This is a genomic window from Pseudomonas sp. ACN5 (assembly GCF_002303975.1).
In the GTDB taxonomy this organism is placed as follows: Bacteria; Pseudomonadota; Gammaproteobacteria; order Pseudomonadales; family Pseudomonadaceae; genus Aquipseudomonas; species Aquipseudomonas laurylsulfatiphila.
Genome location: NZ_MRCP01000003.1, coordinates 409,912 through 427,810 on the forward strand (window position 1 = coordinate 409,912; position 17,899 = coordinate 427,810).

Genomic DNA, 17,899 nt, shown 5'->3' on the forward strand with positions numbered 1-17,899 from the left:
CTTTATCAGATGGAGAGCGCTATGGCTTGGAATGAGCCGGGTGGCAACTCGAATAATCAGGATCCTTGGGGTGGCAAGCGTCGTAACAACGGCGACCGCAAGGGGCCACCGGATCTCGACGAGGCCTTCCGAAAGCTGCAGGAAAGCCTGAACGGTTTGTTCGGTGGTGGTAAAAAACGTGGTGGCGACGACGGCGGTGGTCCGGGCAAGAGTGGCGGCTTTGGCGGCCTGCTCGGCATCGGCCTGGTCGTGTTGGCCGCCGTTTGGCTGTACAGCGCGGTTTATGTCGTCGACGAGCAGGAGCAGGCCGTGGTGCTGCGCTTCGGCAAGTACTACGAAACCGTGGGGCCGGGCCTGAATATCTATTTCCCGCCGATTGACAAGAAGTACATGGAAAACGTCACGCGTGAGCGTGCCTACACCAAGCAGGGCCAGATGCTGACCGAAGACGAGAACATCGTCGAAGTGCCGCTGACCGTGCAGTACAAGATCAGCAACCTGCAGGATTTCGTGCTGAGCGTCGATCAGCCGGAAATCAGCCTGCAGCACGCGACCGACAGCGCCTTGCGCCATGTGGTGGGTTCCACCGCAATGGACCAGGTACTGACCGAAGGTCGTGAGTTGATGGCCAGCGAGATCAAGGAGCGTCTGCAACGCTTCATGGACACCTATCGCACCGGTATCACCGTTACCCAGGTCAACGTTCAGAGCGCAGCGGCACCGCGCGAAGTCCAGGAAGCCTTCGATGACGTGATCCGTGCCCGGGAAGACGAGCAGCGTTCGCGCAACCAGGCCGAAACCTATGCCAACGGCGTCGTGCCGGAAGCCCGTGGTCAGGCCCAGCGCATCCTTGAGGATGCCAATGGTTACCGTGACGAGACCGTCTCGCGCGCCAAGGGTGAGGCCGATCGCTTCACCAAGCTGGTTGCCGAGTATCGCAAGGCGCCTGAAGTCACCCGCCAGCGTCTGTACCTGGACACCATGCAGGAAGTCTTCAGCAACACCAGCAAGGTGCTCGTGACCGGCAACAAGAACGGCCAGAGCAACCTGCTGTACCTGCCGCTGGACAAGATGGTCGAAAGTGGTCGCAACACCGGCACTCCGGTGACCAGTGCGGCAGCCACCAGCAATGAAGCGAATGCACGTGCGGCAGCTGATCTGCAGCAACAGCAAGCACGTACCAGGGAGAGTCGCTGATGAGCAATAAATCGCTGATCGCCCTTATTGTCGGCGTCGTCGTGGCGATCGCTGCCTGGAACTGCTTCTACATCGTGGCTCAGACCGAGCGTGCGGTGTTGCTGCAGTTCGGTCGCGTGGTCCAGACCGATGTTCAGCCAGGCCTGCATGTGAAAGTGCCTTACGTTAACCAGGTGCGTAAATTCGACGCACGCCTGATGACGCTGGATGCACCGACGCAACGCTTCCTGACGCTGGAAAAGAAAGCCGTGATGGTCGATGCCTACGCCAAATGGCGCGTGAAGGACGCAGAGCGTTACTACACCGCGACTTCCGGCCTCAAGCAGATCGCCGACGAGCGTCTGTCCCGTCGTCTGGAATCGGGCCTGCGTGACCAGTTCGGTAAGCGCACCTTGCACGAAGTGGTCTCCGGTGAGCGCGATGCGTTGATGGCGGACATTACTGCTTCGTTGAACAAGATGGCTGAAAAGGAACTGGGCATCGAAGTGGTCGATGTACGGGTCAAGACCATCGACCTGCCGAAAGAAGTGAACCGCAGCGTGTTCGAACGTATGAGCACCGAGCGTGAGCGTGAAGCTCGCGAGCACCGCGCCAAGGGTAACGAGCTGGCCGAAGGCATCCGTGCCGACGCCGATCGTCAACGCCGCGTGCTGCTGGCTGAAGCCTATCGTGAGTCCGAAGAGGTTCGCGGTGACGGCGATGCCCAGGCCGCTGCGATCTACTCCAAGGCCTACGGTCAGGATCAGGAGTTCTACGCGTTCTACCGTAGCCTGCGTGCCTACCGTGAAAGCTTCGCGAACAAATCCGACGTCATGGTCCTCGACCCAAGCAGCGACTTCTTCCACTACCTGGAAAAAGCCAAGCCTTGATACGACGTTGACCTGATTTATCCCCCGCCGGGCGGCTAAAACCTCTGGCGGGGTGATCCTTTGGGAAAACGTGTGTATGATGCGGCAGCCGGGAAATTCCCGGCTTTTTTGCGTCTGCATGTTTGATTGCTGTTTTAAAGCAGATGCCGGGCCGATTGGCTCGACAGTTTTTCGAGGAAAGTGGTTGGCGAAGCCGGTAGAAGGGCTTTTCGCTCCGTCGCTCATGCGCGTGGTTTGTGCGCAAGCCGATCATTTTCTGCTTCACTCAAGGCTCGCCGACAGGCTGGTCGCCCGGAGATAGGGGAAGGCGTAATGGCAACGGTAGACCGCTGGCTTCTGCCAGATGGCATCGAAGAAGTACTGCCACCGGAAGCTGCGCGTATTGAAGTCGCGCGTCGTCAGGTGTTGGATCTGTTCCAGAGCTGGGGTTACGAGTTTGTCGTGACTCCCCATATCGAGTACCTGGAATCCCTGCTGACCGGCGCGGGCCAGGACCTGGATCTGCGCACCTTCAAGGTCATCGACCCGCAATCGGGCCGCCAGATGGGTTTCCGTGCCGACATCACGCCGCAAGTGGCGCGCATCGATGCGCACACCCTGCGTCGCGAAGGTCCGAGCCGCCTGTGCTATGCCGGCAGCGTGCTGCATGCCCAGCCGCGTGCCTTGTCGTCCTCGCGCAGCCCGATTCAGCTGGGTGCCGAGTTGTACGGCGACGGCAGCCCGAGCAGCGACGTCGAAGTCATCAGCCTGATGCTGGCCATGCTGCAACTGGCCGATGTGCCGGATGTGCACATGGACCTCGGTCATGTCGGCATCTATCGCGGCCTGGCCCGCGCGGCCGGTTTGTCCGGTGAAGTCGAGCAGCAGTTGTTCGATGCCTTGCAACGCAAGGCCATCGATGAGGTCATTACCTTGACCGAAGGTTTGCCTGCCGATCTGTCGGGCATGCTGCGGGCGTTGGTCGACCTGTGTGGCGGTCGTGAAGTGCTGGCTGCGGCCCGCGAGCGTCTGGCCAAGGCGCCTGCCCCGGTTCTGGCGGCCCTGGACGACCTGCTGGCAATTGCCGAGCGGCTGTCCGTGCGGTTCCCTGAGCTGCCGCTGTATTTCGACCTGGGCGAGCTGCGTGGCTACCACTACCACACCGGTGTGGTGTTCGCCGTGTTCGTCCCGGGTGTTGGCCAGTCCATTGCCCAGGGCGGTCGTTACGACGACATCGGCGCCGACTTCGGTCGTGCCCGTCCGGCGACCGGTTTTTCCACCGATTTGAAAACCCTGGTGACCCTGGGGCGTGCTGAGATCGAGCTACCGTCTGGCGGTATCTGGATGCCTGACAGTACGGATGCGGCACTCTGGCAGCAGGTTTGCCAGTTGCGCAGTGAGGGTCAGCGTGTCGTTCAGGCCTTGCCTGGACAACCTTTGGCCGCCGCCCGTGAAGCGGACTGCGACCGGCAATTGATTCAGCAGAACGGGCTTTGGCAAGTATCGCCACTGGCTTCTTGAGTTTTCCTGCCGGCTGCCGCCGGCACCAAGTTTGCGCGAATGAGGACAAGTGTTATGGGTAAGAATGTCGTAGTCCTGGGCACCCAATGGGGTGATGAGGGCAAAGGCAAGATCGTTGATCTGCTGACCGAACATGCTGCCGCCGTAGTGCGCTACCAGGGTGGCCACAACGCGGGCCACACTCTGGTGATCGATGGCGAAAAAACCGTCTTGCACCTGATTCCGTCGGGCGTGCTGCGCGAAGGCGTACAGTGCCTGATCGGCAACGGCGTGGTGGTAGCACCTGACGCCCTGCTGCGCGAGATCACCAAGCTGGAAGAAAAAGGTGTGCCGGTGCGCGAGCGCCTGCGTATCAGCCCGTCCTGCCCGCTGATCCTGTCCTTCCACGTTGCGCTGGACCAGGCGCGTGAAAAGGCCCGTGGCGAGCTGAAGATCGGTACCACCGGTCGCGGCATCGGCCCGGCCTACGAAGACAAGGTTGCACGTCGTGGCCTGCGTGTGGGCGACCTGCTCAACATGCCGCGCTTTGAAGACAAGCTGCGTGAACTGGTGGATTACCACAACTTCATGCTGGTGGGTTACTACAAAGAGCCGGCCATCGACTTCGACAAGACCCTGGCCGAGTGCAAGGAATACGCTGAGCTGCTCAAGCCGCTGATGCTGGATGTGACTGCCGAGCTGCACGACCTGCGTCGCGCTGGCAAAGACATCATGTTCGAGGGCGCCCAAGGCTCCCTGCTGGACATCGACCACGGTACCTACCCGTACGTGACCAGCTCCAACACCACCGCTGGCGGCGTTGCTACCGGTTCGGGTGTCGGCCCTATGTTCCTGGACTACATCCTGGGCATCACCAAGGCTTACACCACGCGTGTAGGTTCGGGTCCATTCCCGACGGAGCTGTTCGACGAAGTCGGTGCGCACCTGGCCAAACAAGGTCACGAGTTCGGCGCGACTACCGGCCGTGCTCGTCGTTGCGGCTGGTTTGACGCTGTTATCCTGCGCCGCGCTATCGATGTGAACAGCATCTCGGGCATCTGCCTGACCAAGCTGGACGTGCTCGACGGTCTGGAAACCATCAACATCTGCGTCGGCTACAAAGACGCAGAAGGCAAGGCCGTTGCCCCGACTGATGCTGACAGCTACGTGGGCCTGCAGCCTGTGTACGAAGAAGTGCCGGGCTGGACCGAGTCGACCGTGGGTGCCAAAACCCTGGAAGAGCTGCCAGCTAACGCCCGTGCTTACATCAAGCGTGTTGAAGAGTTGATCGGTGCACCGATCGACATTATTTCGACGGGCCCGGACCGCAACGAAACCATCGTTCTGCGTCATCCGTTTGCTTGATAAGTCGTTGATGTAAAACACAAAGGCTCCTTAATCGGGGCCTTTGTCGTATTTGTCTGCAGGACGGCATGACCTTTGCTGTAAATATCCTCAAAAGAATGCCATCAAAATAATGGCGTCCAAGTAGAGGGATTCACAGTGTCGGCCGTTCTCTCACTGTTACAAAGCCGTTTGTTGCGGCCTGTGTTCGTTACCCTGGGTATCGCCCTTTTGGTGCAGGTGCTGGTGGCTGTTGCTCTGACCCGGAGCACGGTGACCGCGCTCGAAGCCGATCTGGGCACGCGCCTGGGCGCGGACAGTCAAAAACTTTCCGCCGAGCTCGAGCAGGCCGGGCGTGAAGTCACGTCCAGTCTGGACAGCCTTTCTACCAGTACACGTCAGCGCCTCACGGCCGGTTTGTCCTCGCGTCTTGAGGAAGAGCAGGCGCAATTGCGTTCGACCCTGGAAAAGGACCTGAAGGACTCCGCCAACGATATGGCGCAGCTTCTGGCTTCGGTCGCGCCCCGCGCCATGTGGGACAACGACATTCCGACACTGTCTGAATTCGCCCGCCGGGCCCAGCGCAATCCCAATGTGCTGTTCGTGGTGTATGACGACGCTACCGGTCAGCACCTGACGCGCTACCTCAACCGGGAAAACCCGATCAACAAGGCACTGCTGGAAAAAGGCCAGGGCGAGCGGGCGCTCGACAAGGTGCTGGATGCGGCGAAGAACGATCCTTCGGTCTTCTACATCGAGGCCTCGATCAACCCCAATGGCGTGGAAATCGGCAAGGTCCTGATGGGGGTCTCGACGGCTTCCGTGGAGACGGACCTTGCGGCCCTCGACAAGCGCTTCTCGGCCTTGATCGCCAGCAGCGACCAACTGGTCGGCGACAGCCTCAAAGGCGCGGCTGCCGACAGTGCAACGGCGATGCGCGCGCGTCTGCAGTCGGCGCAGTCCACCGCGGCTGAAATGAAAGCCAACACCACCAGCACGGTACAGGAAGCCGCTGCAACATTGCGCTGGCGCATCGGCGTGTGTCTGGCCGTCGTGGGTTTTGGTGTCCTGCTGTTGCTGGCGGTGGTGCTCGGTCGTCGAGTGGTCAATCGCCTGAAGATGCTGATCGTTGCCATGGATGACCTGGCAGCGGGTGAGGGCGACCTGACCAAGCGTGTGCAGATCAACAGCAAGGACGAAATCGGCGACATGGCCTCGGCGGTCAATCGCTTTGTGGATAAGTTGCAGCCGATCGTGCGCGAGGCGGGCGATGTGGCTCAGCGTACCGGCGTCGAGATTGGTGCCATGACCCTGCGCAACGCGGGTGCGGACGCAGCGGCTGGCATGCAGCGTGACGAAGTGGCGGAGAGTTTGCGTGCCCTGTCGCAAATGGCGGATGAGGCGCAGTCGGAAAGCCACGCCATGCAGGCGGCGCTGAAACAGGTGGTGGAGATTCGTCAGGCCACCGATGAAAACACCCGGACCTCGGCGAAAGTCGGCAGCCTGATCGAGGAACTGGCGGGGCAGGTCAATACCGGCGCCCAGGTGATCGAGCGCCTGGCGCAGCAAAGCCAGCAGATTGAAGTGGTGTTGACGGTGATTCACGGCATCGCCGAGCAGACCAACCTGCTGGCGCTGAACGCGGCTATTGAAGCGGCGCGTGCCGGCGAGACCGGGCGTGGGTTTGCGGTGGTGGCAGATGAGGTGCGGGCACTGGCGAGCAAGACGCAGAGCTCCACTGGCGATATCCAGGCGCATATCGTGGCATTGCAGCAGGGCGCGCGCGAGGCGGTCGCGGCAATCGGTCAGGCCGGACGCCAGGCCAACGAAGGTTTGGTGGTGCTGCGTGACAGTGCACGGTTGCAGCAGTCGGTGCAGGCGTCGGTTGAGCAGGTGCATGCGGCGATCGGTCTGGCGACCCAGGCCGCGGCGCATCAGGCGCAAGGAGCGCAAGCGGTGCGAGGGCGGGTCCAGACCATTCATGCCCAGGCTGAGAAAGCGGCTCAGGCGGTGGTGGAAACCACGGCCAGCGGCAAGGTGCTGGATGGGTTGGCGGCGCAGTTGAAGGCGAGCCTGGGGCAGTTCAGGGCTTGATTGGTTGTTGGTGCCGGCCCCTTCGCGAGCAAGCCCGCTCCCACAGTGGTCCTCTGTCGAGCACAAATATGATGTTCACAAAGGGCCACTGTGGGGGCGGGCTTGCTCGCGAATACGGTTTTAGCGGCTCAGATACATCCGGGTCGTCAGCAGATAGACCGGCAACCCTGACACTAATATCAATAGCGCCGCAAAAGGCGCCGCCGCGGCAAATTCCACATTCGCGGTATGCGCCCAGACTTCCGTTGCCAATGTATTAAGCCCCGTCGGACTCAGCAGTAAGGTCGCCGTCAGTTCTTTCATCGCATCCAGGAACACCAGGGCAAAAGCCGCGCCCAGTGCCGGGAAAATGATCGGCAGTGTCACTCGACAGAACGCACTGAAAGACGAGGCGCCCAGTGTACGTGCCGCTTCTTCAAGCTGCGGTGCCGCCTTGTTCAGGGCGGTGCGAATCGGCGCCTGGGCCAGCGGCAGAAACAGCAGCGCATAGGCAATCAGCAGCAATGCCGAAGTCTGGTAAAGCATCGGCACATAGTGCAGGGCGAAATACACCAGGGTCAGGGCAATGACCAGTCCCGGCAGGGCGTGCAGCAGATACGGCAAGCGCTCGGCCCAGATTGCCAGTTGACCCTTGTAGCGCACGACCAGCAGGCCGACCGGCACCGCCAGCACCAGGCACACCGCAGCGCCACCCAGCGACAGCGCGAGGGATGACAGCAATGCTTCACCGATGGCTGCCATTGGAAAGGCTGCCGATGATCCGACTGCCAGCCAGTAAGCCAGCATGCCCAACGGAATCCCGCTGCCAATGATTGCCAGCAGCAGGCAATAAAGCTGTCCCGCCACAGCCCAGGGTCCCAGGTGAACCTGTTCCGCGCGTCGCGCCGCACCCTGGCCGGTGCGCACGTGTCGACCCTTGCCGCGCACGCGCAGCTCCAGCCACAACAACGCCAGGCACAACATCAGCAGTACGGCGGAGAGCATCGCCGCATTGGCATTGCTGAATTCCAGCTCGAACTGCTGATAGATCGCGGTGGTGAAGGTTTGCAGGCCGATGATCGACAACGCGCCGAATTCCACCAGCATGTGCAGGGCAATCAGCAAGGAACCGGCGAGCAGCGACGGCCAGAGCAGGGGCAGGGTGACCTTGAAGAATACGCCCCAGCGGTTCTGCCCCAGGGTGCGCGCCGACTCTTCCAGCGATGGGTCGAGATTGCGCAGGGTCGCCGCCACCGGCAGGAAAATCAGCGGGTATTTAGAGAGCGTCATCACCAGAATCGCCCCGCCGAGTCCCTCGAAATGAGCGCTCAATGAAACCCAGGTGAAGCTGCTGACAAACGCCGGTACGGCGAAGGGCAGGCACAGGATCACCCCCCACAGGCGTCGCCCCGGCAGACTGCTGCGCTCCAGCAACCACGCCAGCGACAGGCCGATCACGCCGCAGGCCAGCGTCACGCCGACCATCAACGCCAGAGTGTTGCGCAGCAGTCCGAACACATAGGGGCGCCACAGCAAGTGCAGCGCCTCGGCCCAGCCTGCTTGCCAGGCCTTGAGCCCGACATAGGCCAGCGGCAGCAGGCTGAGCACCACCAGTAGCAAAACCGGCAGGACCAGCCAGATTGACGGCCGCTTGCGTCGTGGCATGTACCCGCCATGCGCGGAAAGCGATGCGCTCATCAGTTCAGGCCAACGTCACGTTCCAGGTCCAGGGCTTCTTCGGCATTGCCCAGGTCGGCTGGCGTGACTTTCGGTGCTTGCAGCTCGTTGAATGGCTTGAGTCCGCGATCAGACTCCATGCCTTTGTGCAGCGGGTATTCGGCGGTGGTCTGGGTGATCACGCGCTGGCCTTCCTCGCTGGCCATGTAGGCGAGCAATTGCTGTGCTTCTTTAGGGTGTTTGCTGGATTTCAGGACGGCTGCGCTGGACACGGTGATCAGCCCGCCGACGTCGCCGCCGGTGAAGTAGTGCAGTTTCGAATCGAGCTGGCCCTTTTCACGCTGCAGGGCGAACCAGTAGTAGTTGTTGACCAGCACGGTGGCCACTTCGCCATTTTCCACGGCTTTGAGCGCGACCATATTGTTGCTGTAAGTCTTGCCGAATGCGCGCAGCCCGGTCAGCCATTCCTCGGCAGCGTCCATGCCGTGCACTTTGATGATGGCGACGGCTTGTTCCTGAAAGGCGCCGCTGGTAGGCACGAAGCCGACCTTGCCTTGCCATTTTGGATCGGAGAATTCCATCACTGAGGTCGGCAGGTCTTTCTCATCAATCAGCTTGGGGTTGTAGGCGACGACGCGCACCCGGGCAGTCACGCCAATCCAGGTGCCATTGCTGGCGACGTATTCCTTGGGCAGAACGGCCAGCGTGGCGTCATCCGCCCTGGCCAGCAGGCCTTGTTCGCCAAGTTTGTTCAGTGGCGGCGATTCTTCGGTGTAGATCACGTCGGCAGGGGAGCGATCGCCTTCTTCGACGACCTGGCTGGCGAGCTGGTTGCTGCTGCCTTTACGTACATTGACGTGGATCCCGGTCTTGGCTTCGAAGGCTTTGGCGACCGCGTCGCCGACTTCTTTGTGTTGGCCGTTGTAGAGCGTCAGGGAAACCGGGTCGGCGGCTTGGGTGAGGGGAGTGGCAAGTGCCAGGCCGAGCAGGGTAATGGTCAAGCCGCGGCGCAGGGTATTTCGAAACATCATTCGCAGGGTTCCTCACTGTCGCATTGCAAAAACTTGTAACAATGATAAACGATATTGTTTCTCAAATGCGCCTTGCAGGTTGGATTTGCTTTTGGTACGGGCTGCCGATGACCCTGTAGGAGCGAGCCTGCTCGCGATGGTCTACAACGATAACGCGGGGTGCCTGCATGCCAGTGTTGTCTGGGCGTGCATCGCGAGCAGGCTCGCTCCTACAGAAGGGCGGTAGAGAACATTTCTGGATGCCAGAAACGCAAAAACCCGCTTTCGCGGGTTTCTGTGAAGTTAAAGGCCGTAACCTTGAACTTGAATTGGTGCCCAGAAGAAGACTCGAACTTCCACGACCGTAAGGTCACCAGCACCTGAAGCTGGCGTGTCTACCAATTTCACCATCTGGGCATTTATCTTCAGCGTTGCCGCTGTTGATGTGGCGCACTATACGGAGAGCGTTTTGATCTGTAAACCCCTGATTTTAAAAATTAATAAACCAGTGGTCCAGAATGCAAAAACCCGCTTTCGCGGGTTTTTGTGTGAGCCTTGAAATTGATCTAATCTCAAGCTCGAAATTGGTGCCCAGAAGAAGACTCGAACTTCCACGACCTTGCGGTCACCAGCACCTGAAGCTGGCGTGTCTACCAATTTCACCATCTGGGCAGTATCGGCAACGTCTCCGTCGTCGATGGCGCGCACTATACGGAGCGTCTTTTTAACTGTAAACCCCCGGAATCAAAAAAACCTGGAAAATTTCGCCAGCGGTCTTCAAAACAGCTTTGCGGTGTCGATACAGGGCTTTAGATGGGTCGTCTTAGCCTGAAATTTCCCGTTTCATTACGCCTATGCCAAACTAACCCGCATATAGACAAGGTGAAAACTCTCTAATGGCCGATTGGCAGTCCCTCGATCCCGAGGCCGCTCGTGAAGCGGAAAAATATGAAAACCCTATTCCTAGCCGCGAACTGATCCTTCAGCACCTTGCTGATAGGGGTTCGCCTGCTAACCGCGAGCAACTGGTCGAAGAGTTTGGTCTGACCACAGAAGACCAGGTCGAAGCCCTGCGCCGCCGCCTGCGCGCCATGGAGCGCGATGCTCAACTCATCTATACCCGTCGCGGCACTTATGCGCCGGTGGACAAGCTTGACCTGATCCTGGGCCGCATCAGCGGTCACCGTGACGGCTTCGGCTTCCTGGTGCCGGACGACGGCAGTGACGATCTGTTCATGAGCCCGGCGCAGATGCGTCTGGTGTTCGACGGTGATCGTGCCCTGGCGCGTGTTTCCGGTCTGGATCGTCGTGGTCGCCGTGAGGGCATGATCGTCGAAGTGGTGTCCCGTGCTCACGAGACCATCGTCGGTCGCTACTTCGAAGAGGGCGGTATCGGTTTCGTCGTCGCGGATAACCCGAAGATCCAGCAGGAAGTGCTGGTGACGCCGGGCCGTAATGCCAACGCGCAGATCGGTCAGTTCGTCGAAGTGAAGATCACTCACTGGCCGACGCCACGCTTCCAGCCGCAAGGCGACGTGGTTGAAGTCGTGGGCAACTACATGGCGCCGGGCATGGAAATCGACGTCGCCCTGCGTACCTATGACATTCCTCACGTCTGGCCTGACGCCGTGCTCAAGGAAGCCGGCAAGCTCAAGCCGGAAGTCGAAGAGAAAGACAAAGAGAAGCGCATCGACCTGCGCCATCTGCCGTTCGTCACCATTGACGGCGAAGATGCCCGCGACTTCGACGATGCGGTCTATTGCGAAGCCCGTCCGGGCAAGCTGCGTCTGTTCTCCGGCGGCTGGAAGCTGTACGTGGCGATTGCCGACGTATCCAGCTACGTGAAGCTCGGTTCGGCGCTGGATGCCGAAGCGCAGGTTCGCGGCAACTCGGTGTACTTCCCCGAGCGCGTGATCCCGATGCTGCCTGAGCAGCTGTCCAACGGTTTGTGCTCGCTGAACCCGCAAGTCGATCGTCTGGCCATGGTTTGCGAGATGACCATCTCCAAGTCCGGCGAAATGACCGACTACTGCTTCTACGAAGCGGTGATCCACTCCCATGCGCGCCTGACCTACAACAAAGTCAGCGCCATGCTGGAAACGCCGAAAGCCACCGAGGCGCGCAAGCTTCGCGGCGAATACACCGACGTCGTGCCGCACCTCAAGCAGCTGTACTCGCTGTACAAGGTATTGCTGGCGGCCCGTCACGTTCGTGGTGCGATCGATTTCGAGACCCAGGAAACCCGGATCATCTTCGGTTCCGAGCGCAAGATTGCCGAAATTCGTCCGACCGTACGCAACGACGCACACAAGCTGATCGAGGAATGCATGCTGGCGGCCAACGTGGCCACTGCCGAATTCCTGAAAAAGCATGAAATTCCTGCGTTGTACCGCGTTCACGATGGTCCGCCACCGGAGCGTCTGGAAAAACTGCGCGCCTTCCTCGGTGAACTTGGTTTGTCCCTGCACAAAGGCAAGGACGGTCCGTCGCCGAAGGATTACCAGGCATTGCTGGCCGGTATCAAGGATCGTCCGGATTTCCACCTGATCCAGACCGTCATGCTGCGTTCGTTGAGCCAGGCGGTGTACAGCGCTGATAACCAGGGCCACTTCGGCCTGAATTACGAAGCCTATACCCACTTCACCTCGCCGATCCGCCGCTATCCGGACTTGCTCACGCATCGCGCAATCCGCAGCGTGATCCATTCGAAGCAGAACACCCCGCACGTTCGCCGTGCCGGTGCGATGACCATTCCGAAAGCGCGCATCTATCCGTACGACGAAGCGGCCCTGGAGCAGCTCGGCGAGCAGTGCTCGATGAGCGAGCGCCGTGCCGACGAAGCAACCCGCGACGTGGTGAACTGGCTCAAGTGCGAGTTCATGAAAGATCGCGTGGGCGAGTCGTTCCCGGGTGTGATCACGGCCGTGACCGGTTTTGGTCTGTTCGTCGAGCTGACCGATATCTACGTCGAAGGCCTGGTGCACGTCACCGCGCTGCCGGGCGATTACTACCACTTCGATCCTGTGCACCACCGCCTGGCCGGTGAGCGCACCGGTCGCAGCTTCCGCCTGGGCGACACCGTGGAAGTGCGAGTCATGCGCGTCGACCTCGACGAGCGCAAGATCGACTTCGAGATGGCCGAAAAAACCATCAGCGCGCCGATCGGCCGCAAAAAACGCGGTACCGAAAGTGCAGCGCCTGCAGCGAAAGTCGAAGCAGAACCGGCCCCGGCGAAAACCGGTCGCCGTCCTGCCAAGGAAAAGGCTGTGGAAGCCTATCGCCCGAGCGATGCCGCGGCGAAAAACGCCGAAGTGCGCAAAAGTCGTGAAATGAAACAGGCGTTGCTGGCCGGTGCGAAAAGCGGCGGTAAAGCGGCGTCTGGGGGAAAGACCAGCCGGTCGGCGCCTGACAAGGCCGTCGGCGGCAAGCCAGCCAAACCGAGCAAACATCGTAAAGGCCCGCCAAAAGCGGGCTCGGCTCCAGCCAAGAGTGGCGGGGCGCGTAAACCTAAGGCCAAGCCATGAGTCAGTTGGAAAAGATCTACGGCGTCCATGCTGTAGAAGCGTTGTTGCGTCACCACCCGAAACGCGTCAAGCAGATCTGGCTGGCCGAAGGCCGCAATGATCCTCGGGTCCAGACGCTGATTGAGCTGGCCAACGAAAACCGGGTCCAGGTCGGCCAGGCCGAGCGCCGCGAAATGGACGCCTGGGTTGAGGGCGTGCACCAGGGCGTGGTCGCGGACGTGAGTCCGAGCCAGGTCTGGGGTGAGGCAATGCTCGACGAACTGCTCGATCGCACCGACGGCGCACCGTTGTTGCTGGTGCTCGACGGCGTGACCGATCCGCACAACCTCGGCGCCTGCCTGCGTTCCGCCGATGCGGCGGGCGCGCTGGCCGTGATCGTGCCGAAGGACAAGTCGGCGACCCTGACGCCGGTTGTACGGAAAATCGCCTGCGGCGCGGCGGAAGTGATTCCGCTGGTTGCCGTGACCAACCTGGCGCGCACCCTGGAAAAGCTCCAGCAGCGTGGCTTGTGGGTTGTCGGTACGGCCGGCGAGGCTGAGGTCAGTCTGTATGACCAGGATCTCACCGGCCCGACCATCCTCATCATGGGCGCCGAAGGCAAGGGCATGCGTCGCCTGACCCGTGAGCATTGCGACTATCTGGTGAATCTGCCGATGGCCGGTAGCGTCAGCAGTCTCAACGTTTCCGTAGCGACTGGCGTTTGCCTGTTCGAAGCGCAGCGCCAGCGCAGCGTCAAAGCCAAGGCTGCCGCCAAGAAATCCTGATCCGGTTGCAGTCCCTGTGGGAGCGGGCTTGCTCGCGAAAGCGGAGTAACATTCAGCAAAGATGTTGAGTGTCGTACCGCATTCGCGAGCAAGCCCGCTCCCACAGTGTTTTGCGGTGTGGCATGAATTTGGTGGCTGTTCAAATAATCACCAATTACCTTGCGCCTCCCTCGGCCCTTCTCTACAATTGCGCCCCTTGCTGTGACGGCAGGCACGTATGTGCCTTACCCACGCAAGTCCATAAGTGTCATTCACTCCTTGTCTGACCGCTTTTGAGCGGCAGGCTACAACCCGTAAGGAGCATTCATGCGTCATTACGAAATCATCTTTTTGGTCCACCCGGATCAAAGCGAGCAAGTCGGCGGCATGGTTGAGCGTTACACCAAGCTGATCGAAGAAGACGGCGGCAAAATCCACCGTCTGGAAGATTGGGGCCGTCGTCAACTGGCCTACGCAATCAACAATGTTCACAAGGCTCACTACGTGATGCTGAACGTTGAGTGCACTGGCAAGGCCCTGGCCGAGCTGGAAGACAACTTCCGCTACAACGATGCAGTGATCCGTAACCTGGTCATCCGTCGCGACGAAGCCGTTACCGGCCAGTCCGAGATGCTCAAGGCTGAAGAAAACCGCAGTGAGCGCCGTGAGCGTCGCGACCGTCCTGAGCACGAAGGCGTTGAAAGCGCTGACAGTGATGACAGCGACAACAGCGATAACGCTGACGAGTAATCCACGGACCTTTTAAGGAGCCTATCAAATGGCACGTTTCTTCCGTCGTCGTAAATTCTGCCGCTTCACCGCTGAAGACGTGAAAGAGATCGATTACAAAGATCTCAACACTCTGAAAGCCTACGTATCCGAGACCGGCAAAATTGTTCCAAGCCGCATCACCGGTACCAAAGCTCGTTATCAGCGTCAGCTGGCCACCGCTATCAAGCGCGCCCGCTTCCTGGCCCTGCTGGCCTACACCGACAGCCACGGCCGCTGAGACCGGGCAGTCGACACGTAGCAAAGGATTGAATGCATGCGGGCCATAGCTGAGTTCATCATGCGCGGCCGTATGCAGGCCACTCTGGTAGTGGCTGGATGCGCGGCGATGCCGTTGTTGTATTGGTTGGGTGCTGCCGCCGGATGCCTTGTGCTCCTGCGGCGCGGATTGAGGGACGCCCTGGGCGTTCTTGCTCTGGGACTGCTGCCGGCATTGGCCTGGTGGCTTTACTCCGACGACCCACGGGCACTTCTGGTGCTGCTGGGGTCTGCGAGCCTTGCGTTGGTTTTGCGCGCAAGCGAGTCCTGGAACCGCGTGCTGCTGGTCAGCATAGCGATGGGAGTGGTGTTTTCAGTGGTGTTGGGGACAGCTTTTGCTCCCCAGATCGAGATGCTGGCGCAGGCTTTGATCAAAGTCATGCCGTCGCTACTCGGTGATGTCTACCAGAAGTTGTCGGTAGACGAACAAGCGCGTTTCGCGTCCCTGATTGCACCGGTCCTGACCGGCCTGATTGCGGCGTTGTTGCAAATCGTCAGCTTGCTGAGCCTGCTTGTCGGGCGCTACTGGCAGGCGTTGTTGTACAACCCGGGCGGTTTTGGTCGCGAGTTTCGCGCCATCCGCATCCCGCTGTTGCCGGCGATGTTGCTGCTGGCGTGCATGCTTCTGGGGCCGAACATCGGTCCGCAGTTGGCCATGTTGACGCCGTTGTGCAGCGTACCGCTGGTGTTCGCCGGGCTGGCCCTGATTCACGGGCTGGTGGCGCAGAAGCGACTGGCCAGGTTCTGGCTGGTGGGGTTGTACGTGACGCTGTTGCTGTTCATGCAACTGATCTATCCGTTGCTGGTGGTCCTGGCCATCGTCGACAGCCTGATTGATTTTCGCGGTCGTTCGGCACCGAAAGATGCCGATAACGCGAACGGTGAAGGTTAAAAGTTAAGAGGATTTTCACATGCAACTGATCCTTCTGGAAAAAGTCACCAACCTGGGCAACCTGGGTGACAAAGTGAACGTTAAGGCTGGTTACGGTCGTAACTACCTGCTGCCTTACGGCAAAGCTACCGCTGCGACCCCAGCCAACCTGGCTGCGTTCGAAGAGCGTCGCGCTGAGCTGGAAAAAGCTGCAGCAGATCGCAAAGCATCGGCTGAAAGCCGCGCTGCCCAACTGGCCGAGCTGGAAGTGACCATCACTGCCACCGCTGGCGACGAAGGCAAGCTGTTCGGTTCGATCGGTACTCACGACATCGCTGACGCACTGACCGCCTCCGGCGTTGAAGTGCAGAAGAGCGAAGTTCGTCTGCCGAACGGCACCATCCGCAACGTAGGCGAATTCGACGTAGCCGTGCACCTGCACGCCGAAGTTGAAGCCACCGTACGCGTTGTCGTGGTAGCAGCTTAAGCAGTACTTGTCGGCTGGCACCCTCGGGTGCTTGCCGGTAACATCGGGCACGATCCTGTTTACAGGTCGTGCCCTTTGTCTTTCTGGCATCCCAGTTTTTACATTCCTGCTTTCCAAAAAAAACCAAGTGGCCATGAACGAAATCTTAGCTCCCGAGCAATACGACCTGCAAACCGCCGCGCTGAAGGTGCCGCCGCATTCCATCGAGGCCGAACAGGCCGTGCTCGGTGGTCTGATGCTGGACAACAACGCCTGGGAGCGCGTGCTCGATCAAGTCTCCGACGGCGATTTCTATCGGCATGACCACCGTCTGATTTTCCGTGCGATCGCCAAACTGGCCGATCAGAACATGCCGATCGACGTCGTGACCCTGTCCGAGCAACTGGACAAGGAAGGTCAGACTTCACAGGTCGGCGGCCTCGGTTACTTGGGCGAGCTGGCGAAAAACACCCCGTCCGTCGCCAACATCAAGGCCTATGCGCAGATCGTTCGCGAACGGGCGACATTGCGTCAATTGATCGGCATCAGCACCGAAATCGCCGATAGCGCTTTCAATCCTGAAGGCCGTACCGCCGCCGAGATTCTTGACGAAGCCGAGCGCCAGATCTTTCAGATTGCCGAGGCCCGGCCAAAAACCGGTGGCCCGGTGGGCGTCAACGACCTGCTGACCAAGGCCATCGACCGCATCGACACCCTGTTCAACACCGACAACGCCATCACCGGCCTGTCCACCGGCTATACCGACCTCGACGAGAAAACCAGCGGCCTGCAACCGGCCGACCTGATCATCGTCGCCGGCCGTCCGTCCATGGGTAAAACCACCTTTGCGATGAACCTGGTGGAAAACGCCGTGCTGCGCAGCGAGAAGGCTGTCCTGGTGTACTCCCTCGAGATGCCAGGCGAATCGCTGATCATGCGTATGCTGTCTTCCCTCGGCCGCATCGACCAGACCAAGGTGCGTTCCGGTCAGTTGGAAGACGACGACTGGCCGCGCCTGACCTCGGCGGTCAACCTGCTCAACGACCGCAAGCTGTTCATCGACGATACCGCGGGCATCAGCCCGTCGGAAATGCGCGCCCGGACCCGCCGCCTGGTGCGCGAACACGGTGATGTCGGCCTGATCATGATCGACTACCTGCAACTGATGCAGATCCCGGGTTCCAGCGGTGACAACCGGACCAACGAGATTTCCGAGATCTCCCGATCCCTGAAGGCCCTGGCCAAGGAATTCAACTGCCCGGTGGTGGCGCTCTCGCAGCTCAACCGTTCCCTGGAACAGCGGCCGAACAAGCGCCCGGTGAACTCCGACTTGCGGGAATCCGGGGCGATCGAGCAGGACGCCGACGTGATCATGTTCGTGTATCGCGACGAGGTGTATCACCCGGAAACCGAGCACAAGGGCATTGCCGAGATCATCATCGGCAAGCAGCGGAACGGGCCGATCGGCTTTATCCGCCTGGCTTTTATCGGTAAGTACACCCGATTCGAGAACCTGGCGCCGGGTAGCTACAACTTCGACGACGACGAGTAACATTGTTGTCTCGGCTGGCCCCTTCGCGGGCAAGCCCGCTCCCACAG

At 60.2% G+C, this 17,899-nt stretch carries 14 protein-coding genes and 2 tRNA genes; 12 read left to right on the forward strand and 4 right to left on the reverse strand.

What is annotated here, in order from left to right; all coding sequences use genetic code 11:
• Positions 1-21 precede the first annotated feature (21 nt).
• The 5 genes from hflK to BSF40_RS07950 all read left to right on the forward strand — a co-directional run bounded on the left by hflK (position 22) and on the right by BSF40_RS07950 (position 6,983).
• Complete coding sequence (gene hflK, locus BSF40_RS07930; protein ID WP_007973262.1) at positions 22-1,197, forward strand: FtsH protease activity modulator HflK; 1,176 nt, start codon at positions 22-24, stop codon at positions 1,195-1,197.
• Positions 1,197-2,066, forward strand: coding sequence for a protease modulator HflC (hflC, locus tag BSF40_RS07935; RefSeq protein WP_007973264.1), 870 nt, complete (start codon positions 1,197-1,199; stop codon positions 2,064-2,066). The genes hflK and hflC overlap by 1 nt, the downstream gene beginning before the upstream one ends.
• 312 nt (positions 2,067-2,378) lie before the next feature.
• Complete coding sequence (locus tag BSF40_RS07940; protein WP_007973265.1) at positions 2,379-3,566, forward strand: ATP phosphoribosyltransferase regulatory subunit; 1,188 nt, start codon at positions 2,379-2,381, stop codon at positions 3,564-3,566.
• Between the two features lie 54 nt (positions 3,567-3,620).
• The gene (locus BSF40_RS07945) at positions 3,621-4,910 is read left to right on the forward strand and encodes an adenylosuccinate synthase (protein WP_007973267.1); all 1,290 of its coding nucleotides are present in this window, start codon (positions 3,621-3,623) and stop codon (positions 4,908-4,910) included.
• A gap of 138 nt (positions 4,911-5,048) precedes the next feature.
• Positions 5,049-6,983 (forward strand): methyl-accepting chemotaxis protein, encoded by a 1,935-nt coding sequence (locus BSF40_RS07950; protein ID WP_095964700.1) that lies wholly within the window; start codon positions 5,049-5,051, stop codon positions 6,981-6,983.
• Positions 6,984-7,103: 120 nt separating this feature from the next.
• Here BSF40_RS07950 and BSF40_RS07955 read toward each other — a convergent pair whose 3' ends face one another.
• The 4 genes from BSF40_RS07955 to BSF40_RS07970 form a co-directional block, all read right to left on the reverse strand.
• Positions 7,104-8,660 (reverse strand): iron ABC transporter permease, encoded by a 1,557-nt coding sequence (locus BSF40_RS07955; protein ID WP_095964701.1) that lies wholly within the window; start codon positions 8,658-8,660, stop codon positions 7,104-7,106.
• Positions 8,660-9,670, reverse strand: a complete 1,011-nt coding sequence (locus BSF40_RS07960; RefSeq protein WP_095964702.1) for an iron ABC transporter substrate-binding protein — start codon at positions 9,668-9,670, stop codon at positions 8,660-8,662. The genes BSF40_RS07955 and BSF40_RS07960 overlap by 1 nt, the downstream gene beginning before the upstream one ends.
• Positions 9,671-9,979: 309 nt before the next feature.
• A tRNA-Leu gene (locus BSF40_RS07965) sits at positions 9,980-10,066 on the reverse strand.
• A 168-nt stretch (positions 10,067-10,234) separates the two neighbouring features.
• A tRNA-Leu gene (locus BSF40_RS07970) sits at positions 10,235-10,321 on the reverse strand.
• A gap of 224 nt (positions 10,322-10,545) precedes the next feature.
• Between BSF40_RS07970 and rnr the strand changes: the two genes are divergently transcribed.
• The 7 genes from rnr to dnaB all read left to right on the forward strand — a co-directional run bounded on the left by rnr (position 10,546) and on the right by dnaB (position 17,852).
• A complete protein-coding gene (gene rnr, locus BSF40_RS07975; RefSeq protein ID WP_095964703.1) occupies positions 10,546-13,173 on the forward strand; it encodes a ribonuclease R in 2,628 nt (875 codons plus the stop codon).
• Positions 13,170-13,937, forward strand: a complete 768-nt coding sequence (gene rlmB, locus BSF40_RS07980; RefSeq protein ID WP_007973273.1) for a 23S rRNA (guanosine(2251)-2'-O)-methyltransferase RlmB — start codon at positions 13,170-13,172, stop codon at positions 13,935-13,937. The genes rnr and rlmB overlap by 4 nt, the downstream gene beginning before the upstream one ends.
• A 306-nt stretch (positions 13,938-14,243) precedes the next feature.
• Positions 14,244-14,666 carry a 30S ribosomal protein S6 gene (gene rpsF / locus BSF40_RS07985; RefSeq protein ID WP_007973274.1) on the forward strand — a complete coding sequence of 141 codons (423 nt, stop codon included), beginning with the start codon at positions 14,244-14,246 and terminating at the stop codon, positions 14,664-14,666.
• A 28-nt stretch (positions 14,667-14,694) separates the two neighbouring features.
• Positions 14,695-14,925: a 30S ribosomal protein S18 gene (gene rpsR, locus BSF40_RS07990; protein ID WP_002551829.1), complete on the forward strand. Its 231-nt coding sequence runs from the start codon at positions 14,695-14,697 to the stop codon at positions 14,923-14,925.
• 36 nt (positions 14,926-14,961) lie between these two features.
• The gene (locus BSF40_RS07995; RefSeq protein WP_015093234.1) at positions 14,962-15,855 is read left to right on the forward strand and encodes a hypothetical protein; all 894 of its coding nucleotides are present in this window, start codon (positions 14,962-14,964) and stop codon (positions 15,853-15,855) included.
• Between the two features lie 19 nt (positions 15,856-15,874).
• Positions 15,875-16,321 carry a 50S ribosomal protein L9 gene (rplI, locus tag BSF40_RS08000; protein ID WP_007973276.1) on the forward strand — a complete coding sequence of 149 codons (447 nt, stop codon included), beginning with the start codon at positions 15,875-15,877 and terminating at the stop codon, positions 16,319-16,321.
• A 133-nt stretch (positions 16,322-16,454) separates the two neighbouring features.
• Positions 16,455-17,852: a replicative DNA helicase gene (gene dnaB, locus BSF40_RS08005; protein WP_095964704.1), complete on the forward strand. Its 1,398-nt coding sequence runs from the start codon at positions 16,455-16,457 to the stop codon at positions 17,850-17,852.
• Positions 17,853-17,899: the final 47 nt, after the last annotated feature.

Bases quoted from the DNA above. Each gene is read 5' to 3' on its own strand.
- BSF40_RS07995 (WP_015093234.1), top strand. From the start codon at position 14,962: ATGCGGGCCATAGCTGAGTTCATCATGCGCGGCCGTATGCAGGCCACT.
- hflC (WP_007973264.1), top strand. From the start codon at position 1,197: ATGAGCAATAAATCGCTGATCGCCCTTATTGTCGGCGTCGTCGTGGCG.
- dnaB (WP_095964704.1), top strand. From the start codon at position 16,455: ATGAACGAAATCTTAGCTCCCGAGCAATACGACCTGCAAACCGCCGCG.
- rplI (WP_007973276.1), top strand. From the start codon at position 15,875: ATGCAACTGATCCTTCTGGAAAAAGTCACCAACCTGGGCAACCTGGGT.
- rnr (WP_095964703.1), top strand. From the start codon at position 10,546: ATGGCCGATTGGCAGTCCCTCGATCCCGAGGCCGCTCGTGAAGCGGAA.
- rlmB (WP_007973273.1), top strand. From the start codon at position 13,170: ATGAGTCAGTTGGAAAAGATCTACGGCGTCCATGCTGTAGAAGCGTTG.
- BSF40_RS07940 (WP_007973265.1), top strand. From the start codon at position 2,379: ATGGCAACGGTAGACCGCTGGCTTCTGCCAGATGGCATCGAAGAAGTA.
- rpsR (WP_002551829.1), top strand. From the start codon at position 14,695: ATGGCACGTTTCTTCCGTCGTCGTAAATTCTGCCGCTTCACCGCTGAA.
- BSF40_RS07960 (WP_095964702.1), bottom strand. From the start codon at position 9,670: ATGATGTTTCGAAATACCCTGCGCCGCGGCTTGACCATTACCCTGCTC.
- BSF40_RS07955 (WP_095964701.1), bottom strand. From the start codon at position 8,660: ATGAGCGCATCGCTTTCCGCGCATGGCGGGTACATGCCACGACGCAAG.
- rpsF (WP_007973274.1), top strand. From the start codon at position 14,244: ATGCGTCATTACGAAATCATCTTTTTGGTCCACCCGGATCAAAGCGAG.
- BSF40_RS07945 (WP_007973267.1), top strand. From the start codon at position 3,621: ATGGGTAAGAATGTCGTAGTCCTGGGCACCCAATGGGGTGATGAGGGC.
- hflK (WP_007973262.1), top strand. From the start codon at position 22: ATGGCTTGGAATGAGCCGGGTGGCAACTCGAATAATCAGGATCCTTGG.